Raw genomic sequence first — 18649 nt, 5'->3', positions numbered from 1 at the left:
GTCATTGCCAATTAGGACTCTACCTGTGCTATACTCTTAAAGTTGACCGAAAGTATGATAAGATTTATTTAAATGAATAGAAAGAGGTACACACCTATGACAACATTAGTACGAAATGATTTACGCAACGTTGCGATCATCGCTCACGTTGACCATGGTAAAACAACATTAGTCGATGAGCTTTTAAAACAGTCTGGTACGTTCCGTACGAACGAACAAGTCGAAGAACGCGCAATGGACTCAAATGACATCGAGCGGGAACGTGGAATCACGATTCTTGCGAAAAACACTGCAATCGACTACAAAAACACACGCATCAACATCGTTGATACGCCAGGACACGCCGATTTCGGTGGAGAAGTTGAGCGAATCATGCGTATGGTGGATGGCGTCATCCTCGTTGTCGATGCACGTGAAGGCTGTATGCCACAAACACGTTTCGTTTTGAAAAAAGCACTCGAGCAAGGACTTCAACCAATTGTCGTCGTCAACAAAATCGACAAACCGATGGTCCGTCCTCTTGAAGTCGTCGACGAAGTCGTGGATCTCTTGATCGACCTCGGAGCTGACGAAGATCAACTCGAATTCCCAGTCGTTTATGCATCGGCAGTCAACGGCTCAAGTTCATTCGAACCTGAATTAGATAAACAAGAAGATACAATCACGAACGTTCTTGATTTAATTCTTGAGCATACACCAGCACCTGTCGATAACACAATGGAGCCACTTCAGTTCCAAGTTACGATGCTTGACTATGATAACTACCTCGGACGGATCGGTGTTGGTCGTGTCTTCCGTGGCGAAATCAAAGTTGGCGATAGCGTTTCACTTTCAAAACTTGACGGTTCAACGAAGAACTTCCGTGTCACGAAGTTGTTCGGTTACTTCGGTCTAAAACGTGTCGAAATCGAAACTGCAAAAGCAGGAGACTTGATTGCGATCGCTGGTATGGAAGACATCAACGTCGGTGAGACAGTTTGCCCAACTTCACACGTTGATCCACTCCCATTATTACGTATCGATGAGCCAACGCTTCAAATGACATTCATCGTCAATAACTCGCCATTCGCTGGTCGTGAAGGGGATCTTGTTACTTCACGTAAAATCGAAGAGCGTCTTGAAAAAGAACTTGAGACGGACGTTTCACTCCGTATCGAAAACACGGATTCACCGGACCGCTGGATCGTTTCTGGTCGTGGGGAGCTTCACCTCGGGATCTTGATCGAGAACATGCGCCGTGAAGGATACGAAATCCAAGTATCTAAACCGCAAGTTATCATCAAAGAAGAAGAAGGTGTCAAAGTCGAGCCATTCGAACGCGTCGTCATCGATACACCAGAAGAGTACACAGGTTCTGTCATGGAATCGATTGGTCTCCGTAAAGGTGAATTAACGAACATGCAAACAATGGACAACGGTCAAACGAAAATGGAATTCATCGTTCCTTCACGTGGTTTGATCGGTTACCGTAACGAATTCCTTTCTGCTACACGCGGATACGGAATCATGAACCACACGTTCGAAGAATACCGTCCGTTCATCCAAGCGGATATCGGTGGACGTCGTAGTGGTGTTATGGTCTCAATCGAAACAGGTAAAGCAACTGCTTACGCGATCTCAGCTCTTGAAGACCGCGGAACGATCTTCATCGAGCCTGGTATTGAAGTATACGAAGGTATGATCATCGGCGAATGTAACCGTGATGTCGATCTCGCTGTCAACGTCGTTAAAGCAAAACAATTAACGAACATGCGTGCATCTGCAAAAGACTCAACGAACGTTCTTAAACGTCCACGTGTCTTCTCACTTGAAGAGTCGTTGACATTCTTGAATGAAGATGAGTACTGTGAAATCACACCACAATCGGTTCGTCTCCGTAAACAAGTCTTGAACAAAAACGAACGTGAAAAGCAAGAAAAACGTCGTCGTCTAGGTAAAGATTGAGTCTTGAACGAATAGGGGGATTGGCAATGAATGCACAAGCTGCCGTTGCTTCTGATTTTCCGAAATACGATATTCCGTTCATCGCGAAACTTCTCGGTGTCGGAAGTGATCCGAATAACATCGAAACGGGATTTTATCCTTTAATGATCACCGTCGTCATCTTGACGCTTGTCGTCTTTAAGTTAGGATTTGCTAAGGAACTAGCATGGTGGAAATCACTGATCGTCTATCTGTTGCTCGCTGTCTTCTCGGCAGCATTGACGCTTGTCTTCTGGACATGGCCGATTCCTGAAGTACTCCTTGCGATGGTCTTCGTACTTGGTATTTATCGCTTCCGGATGTGGATGGTCAAGCGTGAACGTGAACGGACAGCTTCTTGACGGAAGCATGTCATGAATCAAAAGAACGAATCTCTTCGGAGGTTCGTTCTTTTTTTGTGCTAATTCAGATGCATGATTTAAAGCGTAGCGGGAACAGGGATACTAAAAGGGGGGAGAAAACAGTGAAAATAAGGTATGTCATACCCCTGCTGTTAGCGGGTATTCTGATCGGCTGTACACAAACGTCAGAAGAATCGTCAACAAAGGAAACCAATCAGAAGACACAAAAAAACAATCAACAGGATTCAGGTAATCAAGAAGATACGCAATCATCACAAACGCAGGAAGGAGTCGTATTTAAAGAGCTAAACGCCCCATGGAATATCGTTCGCGAAGGAGAGACTTTTTATATTACAGAGCGCGAAGGAACAATCGTCAAAGGAAAACAAGGTGATTATGAGAGGATGCGCTTGCAACTGAAGAAAGATGTAATTGCTGAAGGAGAAAGTGGATTACTCGGTATGGTACTTGACCCTGATTTTAAGAACAATAAGACGGCATACGTCTATCATACGTATGCAAAACAAAATCAAGCGACCAATCGTGTCATTGCAATCAAAGAGGAAGGCCATCAGTGGGTCGAAGAGCGTGTGTTACTCGACGATATTCCGGGAGCGACGATTCACAACGGAGGACGACTTGAGTGGGGTCCAGAAGGTGCACTCTACGTCACAGCAGGAGACGCAGCAAATCCTGAACTGGCGCAAGACATCGATTCACTTGCAGGAAAAATTTTACGCATCACACCTGAAGGAAAACCGTTCAAGGGGAATCAAAAAGGCTATGTCTATAGTCTTGGTCACCGAAATCCACAAGGGCTTGTTTTCGTCGATGACCAACTGTATGCAAGTGAGCACGGACAAAGTGGACACGATGAAATTAATCGAATTGAACAAAAAAATTATGGATGGCCAACGATTGAAGGAACAGAGAAAGCAGAGGGACTCGTGACACCGTGGTACGAAGTGGGAGAGCGATCCGTTGCACCAAGTGGGATTGCAGAAGCGGATGATACGTTGTATTTTGCAACACTTGTAGGTCAACGATTACAAGCGATTGATTTAAAGACGAAACAGGTCAAAACGATTGTCGAAAATCAAGGGCGGATTCGCGATGTGTGGATTGATAAGACGTCAATTTATTATATTACGAACAATACAGATGGTAGAGGGACTCCGTCGACCGAGGATGATCGATTGGTTCGAATCAAGCGGTGAACAAAAAAAGGTCTGCCAGGGAAGTTTCCCACAGACCTTTTATTTACCAGTGTTTTCGTTTTGTTTCCCAAGTAGGGTATAAATGAAATTGTCCAGAGGCATGGCGTTCGAGTGTCCGTTCTTCTACGCGAGATCGACACTCATCACATAGATGGACACGAACTGGTTTATTGCGTAATCGCTTCGCCGTGAAGGACCAATCATCAATCGTCTCACGCTTATCGCAAATCGTACATTTCACTCGCATGTCGGGTCCTCCCTTTTTTTCTTAGTATATCATATTAGAAGATTATTCAGATGTAAAAAAGGGAATCGAGAAGTATATCTCGAAATATCATCACTAAGTCATAGAGGAGGTGATGTCATGGCAAATAAAGTAGAGCAACATCTCAGCTCACATCAACTAGATGCGTTATCACAATTACCACTTGTTTTTTTGATCACGCATGATCAATCCAAACATTGGCCGATCACACATGCAATTAGTTGGGTATATGCGAAGGATTCACAAACGGTTCGTTTTGCGATCGAAGCAGATTCTCATCTCGTCAAAACGTTACGAGAACATCCGGTTTTCACCTTGATCTTCTTTGCAGAGCAGTCGACACACAGCTTAACGTGTACGGACGTCAAGGTGTTTACGCCGCAAGAACCACTTCCACTTTCGCTCTCTTTTTATGAGGGGCGCGTCGAAGAGGTACGTGACATCTTATTTTACGGAGCAGCTGTCACACAACGACCGACCATTGAAAAAACATACGATGAACAGGCAGCTGAACGGTTGGATCAACTTGTTCATCGCATCCTAAAAGCGTAACATTCATCACAAACTCGACTCTAAAGGGGCGAACGATGGAATGAAAAAAATATACGTACTTGATACCAATGTCATGTTGCACGATCCACTTTCTCTCTTTCAGTTTCAAGAGCATGATGTCGTCATACCAGCGATCGTACTAGAAGAACTGGATGGAAAAAAACGCAACATGGATGAGGTGGGGCGCAACGCACGAGAAACAGCTCGCATTTTAGACCAATTGCGGGAAACCGGTCAGCTTCATGCGGGAGTTCCGCTTGGTAACGGTGGCATTCTTCGCGTCGATATCGGTGACTCCATTTACGAGGGCTCGCCGTTTATCCATGAATCGAACGATAATAAGATTATCGAGCTCGCATGGTCGATTCATCGTGAACAACAAACTGAAGCGACGCCACGAGATGTCATTCTCGTCTCAAAAGATATCTTAGTCCGCGTTAAAGCGGATGCGTATGGATTAGTCGCTGAGGACTATATGACGGATCATATCGCTGACTTGACTGGTCTTTATACAGGATTCATCGAAGTGACCGTCGATCAGGAATATATCGATGCTTTCTATCAGGATAAACGACTTTCAGTTGATGTATTGCCGGAAAAAGTGCAACCAAATGAATTCATCATTCTAAAAAGTAATATGTCAAAAGCCTCTGCCATTGCTGTCGTTGATCAGAATTTGCCGATCATCCGGGCACTTTCGATCGATGTCGATCAAGTCTGGGGTGTTATTCCCCGAAACGTTCAACAACGGATGGCGTTTGAGTTATTACTTCGAGACGATGTACCGCTCGTTACACTCGTTGGGAAGGCAGGTACCGGAAAGACATTACTTGCACTCGCTGCGGGGCTCCTGCAAGTAGAAGACGAGCATAAATATAAAAAACTTGTCGTTGCTCGTCCAGTCGTGCCGATGGGAAATGATATTGGCTACTTGCCAGGTGAGATGGAGGAAAAGCTTCGTCCGTGGATGCAACCGATCTACGATAACCTCGAACATCTCTTTAATACGGGATCAGGAGACGAACTTGGTAACATTCTCGCGGGAATGAAGACGATTCAACTGGAAGCGTTGACATATATTCGAGGACGGAGCATGCCGGGGCAATTCATCATCATCGATGAAGCGCAGAATTTGACGAAACACGAAGTCAAGACGATTTTAACACGTGTCGGTGAAAACTCAAAAATCGTGTTAGTGGGTGATCCGCAACAGATCGATCACCCGTATTTAGATGAATATTCGAACGGTTTATCCTACGCCGTAGAACGCCTTAAAAATGAGAAAATGACGGGACACGTCAAACTCGTCAAAGGGGAACGCTCGAATCTGGCGCGCCTCGCAGCCGACTTATTATAAAAAACGTGGTGCGTCTATTCAGGCGCACCACGTTTTCCTTATATGACGGTAACCGTGTGAACAGATTTGACGATCCGTTGTCCGTGCAACAGGTGAACGGGTCCATCTGCTAACACTTTGCCGTCTTGTGAGAACTGCAGGTATACTTCGTCGAGTTGCTCAAGTGGAAGTTCGACCGTTTCTTCACCTTCGAAACGAATAGCGGTCGCTTCCGGTAAGAGTTCAGCATTCCGGATGAACGGTGCGAGCGCCATGGCGAATGACCCTTGAAGCGCGGCTTCTTTTTCAGCGCGTGTCATCGGACGATTATGATCCGTACGACTGCCTTCCATGATGCCTTTATCCCACGCTGCCCCCATTTTCGCGTAGTACGCCTCTTGTTCGCTCGTATCTGCTGGTTGGCCAATCTTCTCGATCGCAACCTTTCGTTCATCAAAGATCCAAACTGTCGGATCAATCGTCAACTGGTGCCGTACTTTACCGTTAATCGGAAAAATCATTTGTTATACCCCCTAAATGTGTAAGTCCAACAAATCCATTATACCGAAACGTTGAATTGTTGGCGAAAGTAAGGTAAAGTTTAGCTATAACAGGAACGCGTCATTTGATGAGGAGGGATTGGATTGTCAACTGAAATCGAGACAGTTCATCGCCAGCGCGCTCTTGAGCTACTAGAAGCGGATGCACAAAAAATCCGCCGGTTGATCGAGGTCCAGCTTGCGAATTTAACGATGCCACAATGTCCTCTTTACGAGGAAGTATTGGATACACAAATGTTCGGATTGTCCCGTCAGATTGATTTTGCGGTACGTCTTGAACTGATTGATGCGGGTGAAGGGAAACAGTTGCTCGAATCACTTGAACAGCAATTATCTGATTTACATGATGCGGAGACGTGCTGATTTTCTACTCAAACGTGAAATGCGGCGTTTGGGTATTTTTTTTTAGAAAACGAAAAAAAGGACGTGTACATATGTTAGCGAAGTTTAAAGAAAAACGAGCATTTTTTGACTACGGTCTCTTCTTTACGATGCTCATCCTCATGGCGATCAGTACAGTCATGGTCTATAGTGCCAGCGTTTGGAACGGTGGCGATTATGCGAATACGTCCTTCTTTGAGAAGCAGTTGATGTTCGATGCGATGGCCATCGTGCTGTTCCTTTTAGTTTCGCAAGTGAATCATGAAGTATTTCGTGGACCAGTCATTCGTTTACTCTTGTACGCGATTACATGGTTGATGCTGATGGCAACACTATTTTCGGCTCCCCTAAACGGAGCTCGCGCCTGGTTGAACTTCGGTATCTTCTTAATTCAACCAATCGAGCTTTGTAAATTCGTGCTCGTCGTCGGGCTTGCCAGTTATTTTGATCAAAAGCACAAAGGAAAGATGGATGGCGTGATTGGGATTGTCCATCACTTCATCCATCGTCAAATTCCAGCGACGTCCCCCGGAAAACGGATTTTACTTAGTTTCTCGGACTGGATCTTGATTCCAATGCTTGTGTTACTTGCACCTTACGCGATCATCATTCGTATGCAACCGGATGACGGCGGATTATTCATTCTGTTACTCATCACGGCGATGATTTTATTTGCAGTAGGATTACCGAGTGGTTACATCATGTTATGTGTCGTTACCGTTCCGATCATCTTCTTGTACGCATGGAACAATTTTTCGGATAATCAGATGCAACGGATTCAAGCGAGTTTGAATCCCTTTCTTGACGCAGAAGGTAAGGGATATCAGCTCATCAACTCCGTCATATCGATTGCCCATGGGGGATTGTTCGGAGTGGGTCTTGGGAATAGTTTTCAAAAGTATGGTTATCTGCCAGAGCCTGAAACCGACTACATCATGTCGATCATCTCGGAAGAACTCGGCTTCATCGGGGTCCTTGTCGTACTCGGTCTATTGTTTTACCTGATGATTCAAGGGGCGATCATCGCTAACCGGTGTGTCTCACTTTATTCGAGCATGCTCGCACTTGGGATTTCCGGTATTATTTTCATCCAGACATGTATCAATATTGCAGCCATGTCTGGTCTGTTTCCAGGTACAGGTGTCACCTTGCCATTCATCAGTTACGGTGGGTCATCGTTACTCGTCATGAGTACGATGCTTGGTGTAATGGCAAACATTTCTATGCAAAACAAATATCGGGTGGCTTATCATAAAGAAGTGCAAACTGCACGTTCGATGAGTGCCACGAGCTCATTAACTAAAGGGGGAGCATCAGTTGACTAAAATCCAGAAGATTCTCGTAGCAAACCGCGGGGAGATCGCGATTCGCGTTTTCCGTGCAGCGACAGAACTCGGTATTCGTACCGTTGCTATTTATTCACGAGAGGACATGGGTTCTCTTCATCGTTATAAAGCCGATGAAGCGTACCGGATCGGAGAAGGAAAAAAACCGATCGAAGCCTACCTCGACATTGAAGATATCATCGCAACAGCGAAAAAAGCCGAATGTGATGCGATCCATCCTGGTTATGGATTCCTCTCTGAGAATATTGAGCTAGCCAAACGTTGCCGCGAAGAAGGAATCATCTTCATCGGGCCGCAAGAAGATCACCTGTATAAGTTCGGAGATAAGGTACGGGCACGGACGACTGCAATTGAAGCGGGTCTTCCTGTCATTCCAGGAACAGATGGTCCGATCTCATCAATTGATGAAGCGTATGCGTTCGCAAAAGAAGCAGGCTATCCACTCATGGTCAAAGCATCGCTTGGTGGTGGTGGACGTGGTATGCGTGTCGTCCGGACAGAAGAAGAGCTTCCAGACATGATTGAACGAGCGAAATCTGAAGCTTTAAAAGCATTCGGTTCGGATGAAATTTACGTTGAAAAATTAATCGAACGACCAAAACATATTGAAGTCCAAATCATCGGGGATGCACATGGAAACATCATTCATTTGTTTGAACGAGACTGTTCCGTACAACGACGTCACCAAAAAGTCGTCGAAGTGGCGCCATGTGTCACGCTTTCAGAAGAAGGGCGTAAAAAGATCTGTGACGCGGCTGTCACGTTGATGAAACATGTCGGATACGAAAATGCGGGTACGGTCGAATTTCTCGTCACACAAGATGAATCGTTCTATTTCATCGAAGTCAACCCACGTGTACAAGTCGAGCATACGATTACGGAGATGATCACAGGCGTTGACATCGTTCAGACTCAAATCCGTGTTGCTGAAGGCGAATCGTTACATAGCGACCTTGTCGGCATTCCACAACAAGAAGAGATTAAGATGCTTGGTTTTGCGATCCAGAGCCGAATTACTTCAGAGGACCCAGAAAACGGCTTCTTGCCGGATACAGGTAAGATTAAAGCGTATCGTTCACCAGGCGGCTTTGGTGTACGTCTCGATGGTGGGAATGCCTATGTCGGAGCAGAAATTTCACCGTATTATGACTCGTTGCTCGTTAAAATCTCGACGCACGGTTTGACGTATGACCAAGCGGTCGCGAAAATGCGTCGAAACTTAAGTGAATTCCGGATTCGTGGTATTAAGACGAACATCCCATTCTTGAGCAATGTCTTGAAACACCACGCGTTCGTCAGCGGCGATTACAATACATCGTTTATCGATGATACACAAGAATTATTCATCTTCCCAAAACGTCAAGACCGGGGAACGAAGCTGTTGACGTACATCGGAGAGGTTTCCGTCAATGGATTCCCGGGAATCGGAAAACTGGACAAGCCACTTGCGCGTGACGTCCGAATTCCAAAAAATCTTCCGGCAGACTACACGCCAGGCGCAAAAGCGATCCTTGATGCAGAAGGACCGGAAGCTGTCGCGAAATGGTTGAAAGCACAAGACAACGTTTTGTTAACGGATACGACATTCCGTGACGCTCATCAATCGTTACTTGCGACACGAATGCGGACGAAGGATCTCGTTGCGATCGCAGAGGCGGAAGCGAAACTGCTTCCTGAATTGTTCTCAGTCGAGGCATGGGGAGGGGCAACGTTTGATGTCGCGTATCGATTCTTATCAGAGGATCCATGGGTTCGTCTGATGAAATTGCGTGAAAAGATGCCGAACGTCCTGATTCAGATGTTACTTCGCGGTGCGAACGGCGTTGGTTACAAGAACTATCCAGACAATGTCATCCATACCTTCGTCAAGGAAGCGGCGCAAGCGGGAGTCGATGTCTTCCGGATTTTCGACAGCTTGAACAACCCGGAATCAATTCAACTCGCCATCGATGCGGTCTTGCCAACAGGTAAAATCGCGGAAGCAGCTGTCTGTTACACAGGGGATCTGTTCGATGCGAATCGTCCGAAATATCATCTGCCGTATTACGTCAATCTGGCGAAACAACTGGAAGAGAGCGGTGCTCACATCATTGCCATCAAGGATATGGCGGGTCTCTTGAAACCGGAAGCAGCCTATGCGCTTGTATCGGCACTTAAAGATGCAGTATCGTTACCAATCCATCTTCACACCCATGATGCGAGTGGAAACGGGATTTATACGTATGCGCGTGCGATCGATGCCGGGGTCGACGTCGTTGACGTCGCGGCATCAAGTATGTCAGGACTGACGAGTCAGCCAGCGGGTGGTAGCTTGATTCATGCCCTAAGTGGTCATCCACGTCAACCACTCGTCTCAGCACAGAAGTTCGAACAGATTTCGGACTATTGGCAGGACGTGCGTCATTTGTATCAAGCATTCGAACTTGATATGATCGCACCAAATCCAACCGTCTACGATCATGAGATGCCGGGTGGGCAATATTCGAACTTACAGCAACAAGCAAAAGCGGTCGGGCTTGCGGATCGTTGGTCTGAAGTCAAAGAAATGTATGCGCGTGTCAACATGTTGTTTGGCGATATCGTTAAAGTCACACCGTCGTCGAAAGTCGTTGGAGACATGGCACTCTTCATGGTCCAACATCATCTGACGGAAGAAGACGTACTGCACCGAGCAAGTGGACTTGATTTCCCGGATTCAGTCGTTGAACTGATGAAGGGCGAACTCGGAACTCCGCCGGACGGTTTCCCGCAAGAAGTACAACGTGCCATCTTGAAGGGAGCTGCTCCGTTGACGGAACGTCCTGGTAAGATGATGCAACCACTCAACTTTGATGCAATAAAAAATGAGTTGTTTGAGAAACTTGAACGACCAGTCACTGAATTTGATGCTCTCGCTTACGCGCTCTATCCAAAAGTCTTCATGGACTACAGTTCGTATGTCGCGCGATATGGCGATATCTCTGTTCTTGATACGAATACATTCTTCCACGGTATGCGCCTAGGCGAAACGATCGAGGTCGAAATTGAACGAGGGAAGACACTATATCTCAAGTTGATTCAAATCGGTCAGCCAGACGATCACGGGATGCGGACAATCTATTATGAGATGAATGGTGTTCCTCGTGAAGTCGAAGTCAAGGACATCAGTATTAAGGAAAGTTCATCAAGCCGTCCAAAAGCAGATCGAAGTAACGCAAAACAGATCGGTGCGTCGATGCCGGGTAGTGTGCTGAAGGTACTCGTTGAGACAGGCACTCGTGTCCGTAAAGGAGAACAACTTCTCGTTACGGAAGCGATGAAGATGGAAACGACGATCCAAGCACCAGAAGACGGTGAGATCAAAGCCGTCCATGTTAAAGAAGGCGAAGCTATTGCGAGTCAAGACTTATTGATTGAATTCGTATAAGGTCACAATGAAAAACAGGCGCACGCTCGGCGGGCTGCCTGTTTTTCATTCAATATGTAATGGGAGAGGATACGGTTGAACATTATTTGTTGGATTCGAAGCGATTTTCGATTACAAGACAACCACATGTTGGCACGTGCGATTGAATTACTGAAGGAAAATCCAAAAGCGACAGTCGAGTTCGTCTTTTGGCTCAATCCAGATTACATTGGAGAATATGAAGCGCGGCAACAATATTTCTTTCAAGCGCTCGAATTGTTTTCAGATGATTGTAAAGAAAAAGAGATGCCGATTCGCTTCATCGAAGGCGATGAACAAGCTTTCTTAGATGCAACCATTGATGCGGACGTTCTGTTATTCAACGCGGAATATGTCGAACCATTCAAGGCGCGGGATGAGGGAATCATCAAAAAACGTAAGGAACGACAAACGGAGCGCTTGTTAGACCGGCATCTGCTCCATCCACATGACATTAAAAAGCAGGATGGAAAGTTCTATAAAGTATTCACGCCGTATAAGAATGCGTTCATGAAAAAAGAAATTCCAACACCCTATGATGTGAAGTGGCAAACGCTACGGGATCATTATCATAAGCGCCAGCACACTAATAGTTTCATTGATGCCTATTTTAAAAAGGCACAGTCTGATGCGGCATTTCATCCGGGTGAGAAGCAAGCGAAACAACGCTTAAAGAAATTCATCGAGCAATCGCTTGAAAACTACGAAGAGAATCGTGATCTTCCAGCGATGGACGGTACGAGTTTACTCTCACGTTATCTACGGACCGGTGAGATCGGGATTCGAACGGTCTATGCAGCTATTCAAGATGCAAAAGAGTCGAAAGGGAAGCAGACGTTCATCACCGAACTCATCTGGCGTGAGTTCTATTACATGATTTTAATGCACTTCCCGGAATCGAAACGACAAGCGGTCAACACCCAGTACCGAGAAATCGAGTGGGAAGAAAACGAGGACGGATTCAAGGCTTGGTGTGAAGGGAAAACCGGCTATCCGATCGTCGATGCAGCGATGCGTCAATTGAACCAAACCGGTTGGATGCATAATCGTCTGCGGATGATCGTCGCGTCGTTCCTGACAAAAGATCTATTGATCGATTGGCAAAAAGGGGAACGTTATTTCCAACAGAAACTCGTCGATTATGAAGCGGCTTCGAACATCGGTGGTTGGCAATGGGCGGCATCGGTCGGGACGGATGCCGTACCGTACTTCCGAGTCTTCAATCCGACGACACAATCAAAGAAGTTCGATAAGGACGGAGAGTTCATTCGGCAGTATGTCACGGAAATCAAAGATCTGTCGAAGCAATATATTCATGAACCGACGCAGCAACAACGAGAAGACTCTGGATACCCAGAACCAATCGTTGCACATGATGAAGCGCGAAAGCGTGCAATCGCTCGATTCAAATAATGAAAAAAGGATATTCCTCAGCGGAGGAACATCCTTTTTTTTACGACCTTATTGAAGACGGCTATTTGCTTTACGTGTTCGGAATGCATGATACGTCAAGTAGGATAAGACACCGAAATAACACGTAATCAAGAAGGCGTGCAGTAACGGTACATATGTTGCATGTCCACCGAGAACGATCCAAGCACCTGTAGCAACTTGACACGAGATGAAGAACGTCGCGAATGCCATGCCGATTGTCGTCGTCCGGTGTTTTAAGCGAATGGCTGTAATATGAACGAACAACGTATAGAGGAATAATAGCCCAGCCATGATTCGGTGAATCATTTGGACCCAGGCTTCGAACGTCATCGACGGTTGGGAACAAACGGGCCAACCCACACACGCATATGTAGCGCCAACATGGCGAACGTAAGCACCAGTATAGACGACGATCAGCGTGTAGACGAGCAGACCGTACAAGAGCTTCCGCAAGAATGCTGGGACAGATTCCCTGAATTCCTGACCAGGACGCTCCATGATCAATATCGTTAAAATCAATAAGGCAGCAAAGGAAATCAAGGAGATACCAAAATGTAACGCCATGACGAGATCTGATTGTTGCCAAACGACAGCTCCTGCTCCGACGATGGATTGAATCAACATGAAGATGAAGGCAAGAAATGCAAAAATCTTCGTATCTAATCGATCCTTAAAGGCAACGAGCGTCCAGAGACATAAGGCGATGATTAGGAGTCCAACGACTCCGGTCACAGCGCGGTGACTATATTCAATCATCGTTTCAACACTTGGGTTTGTCGGGATGAGTTCCCCATGACAGAGTGGCCAATCTGTTCCGCAGCCATCTCCCGAGTCCGTTTTTGTGACTGTCCCACCCATCAGCAAGACGATCATCATCGTAAACGTGACGAAGGCTGAAAACATCGAAAGCTTTCGATTCAAGATTTGGACACCACCTTTCTAAAAAATACGAAATACATGGATTTCCATAGGACTAGTATCGCATAAAAAGTCTCGAAACGCTTGCAATCTTTTAGAACAACGCTATTCTAGTATTAGGTAAATATGGTGAACTGTGATGAAAATCACATAGATTTCACATTTTGTTCATTATGTCGAAAGTATTTTCATACGTCACGGTCCTAAATATGTGGTATCTTTTATAGAGAAAAGGACGTTTCGTGGCATGTCTGTGTTATTTCTGTGAAGAAATTACGTGAAGCCTAGGTGCTACACGGAAGCAGATGGTGAAAAGGAGGGAACAGCATGGCGAAAGTTACTGGAGAGGCACTGGATATGGCAATCGAGCAGGCGGATCAGCCCACATTCAAGGACTATATCACCCTAGCAAAAATGGGGATCGTCCGTGCCAATCTGATTACGGTCTTCGCAGGGTATGTCGTAGCGGCATCGTACATAACGGATGATGTCCTATTGTATCTATGGCAAACCAAGTGGATGTTACTGTGGACGCTTCTCGGGAGTGGATTAGTCATTGCCGGAAGTTGCTACCTCAATAACTACATTGACCGGGACATCGATTATAAGATGGAACGGACGATGGGAAGACCAAGCGTTACTGGGAAGATGGATGGACAGCGAATACTCGCGCTAGGACTCGGGATTCTTGCGACCGGTACGGTATTGTTGTTGATCGTCAACCATGTGGCGGCAGTGTTCGGATTGATCGGATCATTCGTTTACGTCGTGATTTATACGATGTGGTTAAAGCGAACACACACGATCAATACAGTCGTAGGTGGTATATCAGGAGCTGTGCCACCAATCATTGGATTTGCGGCAGTCACTCCGACGCTTCACATTGATGCGTGGATTTTATTCCTCATCATGTTCGTGTGGCAACCACCACATTTCCTCGCACTCGCGATGCGACGGACAGAGGAGTATCGGGCAGCAGGTATCCCGATGTTACCTGTCGTAAACGGATTCGCGATCACGAAACGACAAATTGTATGGTGGATTGCAGTACTTATTCCATCATCACTCCTCTTAGCACACTATGGCATCATCTACATGATCGTCATGGCATTGCTCGGTGGATATTGGCTCTATATGGGACTGAAAGGTCTGAAGATCCAAGATGAACAAGCCGAAATCAAATGGGCGTCGAAGATGTTCTTCTTCTCACTGTTTTATTTCACGGCTTGGATCGTGACGGTCGTACTCGTTTCTTTCTAAAACGATTTGACATAATTCACGTACACCATTACGAAAGACAAAATTGGGGACAAAGAAAGTGGGGATGGTTGTGAAAAAATCAGTAAAAATGCTCTTCCGGCTTCTTCCAATCGGCTTGATGGCACTCATGTTATCAGGTTGTGGAATTCCGGAATTGTCTGCGCTACAGCCTCGCGGAGAAGGCGCTGAAATGCAACTTGAGATCATCAAGCTTAGCTTGTGGGTCATGTTGTTTGTCCTTGCGATCGTAGCCGTCATTTATATTTACGTACTTATGAAATTCCGTCGTAAATCAGGTGATAACACGGTTCCGAAGCAAGTCGAAGGGAACCACACGCTTGAAATCATCTGGACAGTTATTCCGATCCTTCTCTTGATCGTTCTTGCAATTCCGACGATCAAAACAACGGTTGAACTTGCGGATGCAAAAGAAGCGAAGAAAAACGAACAAATCAACGTTACAGCGAACCTTTACTGGTGGGAATTCGAATATCCAGACAAAGGTGTTTCGACAGGACAAGAACTTGTCATCCCAGTCGGTAAACGTGTTGCGGTTAACTTGACGTCTAAAGACGTCATTCACTCATTCTGGGTACCGGCTCTTTCTGGTAAGACAGATACAAACCCAGGTCTTGATAACGAAATGTGGTTACAAGCAAAAGAAGCAGGCACGTACTACGGTAAATGTGCCGAGTTGTGTGGTCCTTCTCACGCATTGATGGACTTTAAAGTCGTTGCGATGGAGCAGGATGACTACGACAAATGGTTGAAAGACATGAAATCTGCAAAAGAAGCAGAAACAAAACAGCTTGATAAAAAGAATGAAAAGAACTGGACGACTGGTGAGCAAGTCTACGCCCAGAACTGTCTCAGCTGTCATGGCGGCGGGAAAGTCGCACCTAGCTTGACGAACTTCGGTGATCGTCAGCGTATCGCGGGTTACCTCAAGCATGATAAAGAAAACCTCGAAAAATGGATTCGCGATCCACAAAAAGAGAAACAAGGTACAAAAATGCCTGGATTCTCTGAAGATAAGATCAGCGATGAAGAATTGAGCGAATTGGCAGATTATCTATTGGACAAAAAGCTCCAATAATTTTTTAAGGGGGAATCATAGTGGGGACACATACTATGGGTATGCCGCAGAAAAAAAGCGGCATCATGGACTGGCTAACGACAGTCGACCATAAGAAAATCGGGATTCTCTACATCATCTCTGGATTGTTCTTCCTTCTAGTTGGTGGCGTAGAAGCCCTAATGATTCGTTTTCAATTGATTAAACCGATGAACGATTTCGTCAGCGGTGAACTTTTTAACCAATTGATCACGATGCACGGTACGACGATGATCTTCTTGGCAGCGATGCCGATGTTGATCGGTTACATGAACGCAGCAGTACCGCTTCAAATCGGAGCACGCGATGTTGCGTTCCCATTCTTAAATGCACTTGGTTTTTGGTTGTTCTTCTTTGGTGGAGTCTTACTGAACCTTTCATGGTTCTTCGGCGCTGCGCCAAACGCAGGGTGGACAGCTTACGCACCACTCTCGACAGTACCAGAGTCGCTTGGTGTTGACTTCTACTCACTCGGGTTACAGATTTCTGGTTTCGGTACACTCATGGGGGGGATCAACTTCCTCGTTACGATTTTGAACATGCGTGCACCAGGTATGAAACTGATGCGGATGCCGCTCTTCACATGGACAGCATTCGTTGCTTCTGCCTTGATCGTTTTCGCATTCCCACCACTTACGGTTGGATTGTTCCTCTTGACGTTCGAGCGACTCTTCGGAGCGCATTTCTTTGACCCGGCAGCGGGCGGGAACATCGTCATCTGGGAACACCTCTTCTGGATCTTCGGTCACCCGGAAGTTTACATCTTGATTTTACCGGCATTCGGTATCTTCTCTGAAATCATCCCTACGTTTGCTCGTAAACGTCTCTTCGGATACACGACGATGGTCTTTGCGACGATGTTGATCGGTTTCCTCGGATTCATGGTATGGGTTCACCACATGTTCACAGTCGGTCTCGGTCCGGTTGCGAACGCGATCTTCGCAGTAGCGACGATGGCGATCGCTGTACCGACAGGGGTCAAGATCTTCAACTGGCTCTTTACGCTATGGGGAGGGAAGTTGACGTTCCCAGTCGCGATGCTTTATTCGGTCGCCTTCATTCCATCATTCCTTGTTGGTGGTATGACAGGGGTCATGCTTTCAGTAGCACCTGCCGATTATCAGTACCACGACAGTTATTTCGTCGTTGCCCACTTCCACTACGTTATCGTTGGTGGGGTCGTCTTTGGTCTCTTCGCAGGTCTTTACTACTGGTTCCCACTCATGTTCGGGAAACAACTCAACGAGTTCTGGGGTAAAATTCAATTCTGGTTGTTCTTCATCGGCTTCCATTTGACATTCTTCCCACAACATATTCTTGGTCTTACAGGTATGCCACGTCGTGTCTTCACGTACTTGCCAAACCAAGGCTGGGAAACAATGAACTTACTTTCTTCAATCGGTGCAGCCTTCATGGGTGTGTCGACGATCATTCTCGTCATCTCGATCGTTGCCGCATTGATGTCAAAAGAATATGTAAAACGCGACGTATGGGGCGATGGACGTACGCTTGAGTGGACACTTCCTGTTCCAACTCCAGAATACAACTTCGCACAAATTCCACTCGTCAAAGGTTTAGATACGTACTGGCTCGAAAAAATGGCAGGTAACAAAACAGTCTCTGTTTCGGAAGAAGTCGGTGATATCCACATGCCGAACAACTCGATCTTGCCGTTCGTTATGTCAGTCGGTCTGTTCCTTGCAGGTCTTGGATTCATTCTTCGCCTAGATTACGGTACTGTCGGTCTGGTCATTGCCTTGATCGGTCTTGCGATGACATTCATCGCGATGTTCTTCCGTTCTTGGATCGACGATGAAGGATACTACATCCCGAAATCAGTCGTCGAAGAAGATCTACGCCTTGAAGCAGAAAAGGAGGCGAAGTAAGATGGGTCATCATTCAGTACCAAACAACCCGATCACGGGTATTCCGGATCATGTTGAAAAAGCAACACTTGAGGGTAAGAATAAATATGTAGCCTTCTGGTTCTTCCTTGGAGGAGAGACGACTTTGTTCGCCTCTCTCTTCGGAACATACATCGGACTTCATAACTCCGGTGCTAAAGAAGGTCTACGCAGTTATGACATCTTCGAAATGGGTCTCGTCTTCATCATGACGATGCTCCTCTTGACAAGTTCGTTGACAAGCGTTCTTGCAATGATGGCAATGAAACGTAACGATGTGAAAAAGATGAAGCTTTGGCTCATCATCACATTGCTTCTCGGTCTTGGATTCTTAAGTGGTGAGATCTATGAGTTCAATCACTACTACCACATCGGTCATACGTTTACGTCGAGTGCATTTGGTTCTGCCTTCTATACACTCGTTGGGTTCCACGGTGGACACGTCTTATTTGGTCTTCTTTGGATCTCGACATTGTTGATCCGGAACTGGAATCGTGGCATTACAGTCGTGAACGCGCCGAAGTATTATGTTTCAAGTCTTTACTGGCACTTCATTGACGTCGTCTGGGTCTTTATCTTCTCAGTCGTCTACCTCATGGGGATGGTGAAATAAG

The 18649-nt window shown here is 46.1% G+C and carries 16 protein-coding genes; 13 read left to right on the top strand and 3 right to left on the bottom strand.

The window, feature by feature from the left end:
* Nucleotides 1-96: 96 nt before the first annotated feature.
* The 3 genes from typA (at nucleotide 97) to B2751_RS13770 (ending at nucleotide 3541) form a co-directional block, all read left to right on the top strand.
* Nucleotides 97-1944: a translational GTPase TypA gene (typA, locus tag B2751_RS13780; RefSeq protein ID WP_035406711.1), complete on the top strand. Its 1848-nt coding sequence runs from the start codon at nucleotides 97-99 to the stop codon at nucleotides 1942-1944.
* A 26-nt stretch (nucleotides 1945-1970) separates the two neighbouring features.
* Nucleotides 1971-2324 (top strand): YlaH-like family protein, encoded by a 354-nt coding sequence (locus B2751_RS13775; RefSeq protein ID WP_058264776.1) that lies wholly within the window; start codon nucleotides 1971-1973, stop codon nucleotides 2322-2324.
* Nucleotides 2325-2446: 122 nt separating this feature from the next.
* Nucleotides 2447-3541 carry a PQQ-dependent sugar dehydrogenase gene (locus tag B2751_RS13770; protein ID WP_290751613.1) on the top strand — a complete coding sequence of 365 codons (1095 nt, stop codon included), beginning with the start codon at nucleotides 2447-2449 and terminating at the stop codon, nucleotides 3539-3541.
* A gap of 43 nt (nucleotides 3542-3584) precedes the next feature.
* On the opposite strand, the gene B2751_RS13765 is transcribed toward B2751_RS13770, so the two are convergent.
* Nucleotides 3585-3788, bottom strand: coding sequence for a YlaI family protein (locus tag B2751_RS13765; protein ID WP_035406716.1), 204 nt, complete (start codon nucleotides 3786-3788; stop codon nucleotides 3585-3587).
* Nucleotides 3789-3905: 117 nt separating this feature from the next.
* On the opposite strand from B2751_RS13765, the gene B2751_RS13760 reads away from it, so the two are divergent.
* Both B2751_RS13760 and B2751_RS13755 read left to right on the top strand, forming a co-directional pair.
* Nucleotides 3906-4358 (top strand): hypothetical protein, encoded by a 453-nt coding sequence (locus B2751_RS13760; RefSeq protein WP_290751608.1) that lies wholly within the window; start codon nucleotides 3906-3908, stop codon nucleotides 4356-4358.
* Between the two features lie 40 nt (nucleotides 4359-4398).
* On the top strand, nucleotides 4399-5715 hold the full coding sequence (locus tag B2751_RS13755; protein WP_035406722.1) for a PhoH family protein: 1317 nt from the start codon (nucleotides 4399-4401) through the stop codon (nucleotides 5713-5715).
* A 38-nt stretch (nucleotides 5716-5753) separates the two neighbouring features.
* Here B2751_RS13755 and B2751_RS13750 read toward each other — a convergent pair whose 3' ends face one another.
* Nucleotides 5754-6215, bottom strand: a complete 462-nt coding sequence (locus B2751_RS13750; RefSeq protein ID WP_056062372.1) for a hypothetical protein — start codon at nucleotides 6213-6215, stop codon at nucleotides 5754-5756.
* Nucleotides 6216-6338: 123 nt separating this feature from the next.
* Here B2751_RS13750 and B2751_RS13745 point away from each other — a divergent pair, with 123 nt between their 5' ends.
* From B2751_RS13745 to B2751_RS13730, 4 genes are all read left to right on the top strand, one after another.
* A complete protein-coding gene (locus B2751_RS13745; protein ID WP_023468835.1) occupies nucleotides 6339-6617 on the top strand; it encodes a YlaN family protein in 279 nt (92 codons plus the stop codon).
* A 71-nt stretch (nucleotides 6618-6688) separates the two neighbouring features.
* Nucleotides 6689-7960 (top strand): FtsW/RodA/SpoVE family cell cycle protein, encoded by a 1272-nt coding sequence (locus B2751_RS13740; RefSeq protein ID WP_035406728.1) that lies wholly within the window; start codon nucleotides 6689-6691, stop codon nucleotides 7958-7960.
* Nucleotides 7953-11387: a pyruvate carboxylase gene (locus tag B2751_RS13735; RefSeq protein ID WP_056062369.1), complete on the top strand. Its 3435-nt coding sequence runs from the start codon at nucleotides 7953-7955 to the stop codon at nucleotides 11385-11387. Before B2751_RS13740 ends, B2751_RS13735 begins: the two co-directional genes overlap by 8 nt.
* A gap of 75 nt (nucleotides 11388-11462) precedes the next feature.
* Nucleotides 11463-12818 carry a cryptochrome/photolyase family protein gene (locus tag B2751_RS13730; RefSeq protein WP_290775306.1) on the top strand — a complete coding sequence of 452 codons (1356 nt, stop codon included), beginning with the start codon at nucleotides 11463-11465 and terminating at the stop codon, nucleotides 12816-12818.
* A gap of 48 nt (nucleotides 12819-12866) precedes the next feature.
* Here the strand turns inward: B2751_RS13730 and B2751_RS13725 are convergent, their stop codons facing one another.
* Entirely contained in the window at nucleotides 12867-13760 is an 894-nt protein-coding gene (locus tag B2751_RS13725) for a COX15/CtaA family protein (protein WP_052018990.1), read from the bottom strand.
* A gap of 324 nt (nucleotides 13761-14084) precedes the next feature.
* Here B2751_RS13725 and cyoE point away from each other — a divergent pair, with 324 nt between their 5' ends.
* The 4 genes from cyoE (at nucleotide 14085) to B2751_RS13705 (ending at nucleotide 18648) form a co-directional block, all read left to right on the top strand.
* Nucleotides 14085-15017: a heme o synthase gene (gene cyoE, locus B2751_RS13720; protein WP_035406737.1), complete on the top strand. Its 933-nt coding sequence runs from the start codon at nucleotides 14085-14087 to the stop codon at nucleotides 15015-15017.
* Between the two features lie 64 nt (nucleotides 15018-15081).
* Complete coding sequence (coxB, locus tag B2751_RS13715) at nucleotides 15082-16113, top strand: cytochrome c oxidase subunit II (protein WP_081780348.1); 1032 nt, start codon at nucleotides 15082-15084, stop codon at nucleotides 16111-16113.
* Between the two features lie 35 nt (nucleotides 16114-16148).
* On the top strand, nucleotides 16149-18017 hold the full coding sequence (ctaD, locus tag B2751_RS13710; protein ID WP_052018991.1) for a cytochrome c oxidase subunit I: 1869 nt from the start codon (nucleotides 16149-16151) through the stop codon (nucleotides 18015-18017).
* Between the two features lies 1 nt (nucleotide 18018).
* Nucleotides 18019-18648, top strand: coding sequence for a cytochrome c oxidase subunit 3 (locus tag B2751_RS13705; protein ID WP_035406743.1), 630 nt, complete (start codon nucleotides 18019-18021; stop codon nucleotides 18646-18648).
* The last annotated feature ends 1 nt before the right edge of the window (nucleotide 18649 follow it).

Origin of the sequence: Exiguobacterium sp. UBA6282 (assembly GCF_002440475.1) — a bacterium.
In the GTDB taxonomy this organism is placed as follows: Bacteria; Bacillota; Bacilli; order Exiguobacteriales; family Exiguobacteriaceae; genus Exiguobacterium_A.
The sequence above is the reverse complement of the archived record's forward strand: the minus strand, read 5'-3'. Positions and strand labels throughout refer to the sequence as shown.

Excerpts from the sequence above, each read along its gene's own strand:
- typA (WP_035406711.1), top strand. The coding sequence starts at position 97 with ATGACAACATTAGTACGAAATGATTTACGCAACGTTGCGATCATCGCT.
- B2751_RS13775 (WP_058264776.1), top strand. The coding sequence starts at position 1,971 with ATGAATGCACAAGCTGCCGTTGCTTCTGATTTTCCGAAATACGATATT.
- B2751_RS13765 (WP_035406716.1), bottom strand. The coding sequence starts at position 3,788 with ATGCGAGTGAAATGTACGATTTGCGATAAGCGTGAGACGATTGATGAT.
- B2751_RS13760 (WP_290751608.1), top strand. The coding sequence starts at position 3,906 with ATGGCAAATAAAGTAGAGCAACATCTCAGCTCACATCAACTAGATGCG.
- B2751_RS13755 (WP_035406722.1), top strand. The coding sequence starts at position 4,399 with ATGAAAAAAATATACGTACTTGATACCAATGTCATGTTGCACGATCCA.
- B2751_RS13750 (WP_056062372.1), bottom strand. The coding sequence starts at position 6,215 with ATGATTTTTCCGATTAACGGTAAAGTACGGCACCAGTTGACGATTGAT.
- B2751_RS13740 (WP_035406728.1), top strand. The coding sequence starts at position 6,689 with ATGTTAGCGAAGTTTAAAGAAAAACGAGCATTTTTTGACTACGGTCTC.
- cyoE (WP_035406737.1), top strand. The coding sequence starts at position 14,085 with ATGGCGAAAGTTACTGGAGAGGCACTGGATATGGCAATCGAGCAGGCG.
- coxB (WP_081780348.1), top strand. The coding sequence starts at position 15,082 with ATGGTTGTGAAAAAATCAGTAAAAATGCTCTTCCGGCTTCTTCCAATC.
- ctaD (WP_052018991.1), top strand. The coding sequence starts at position 16,149 with ATGGGTATGCCGCAGAAAAAAAGCGGCATCATGGACTGGCTAACGACA.
- B2751_RS13705 (WP_035406743.1), top strand. The coding sequence starts at position 18,019 with ATGGGTCATCATTCAGTACCAAACAACCCGATCACGGGTATTCCGGAT.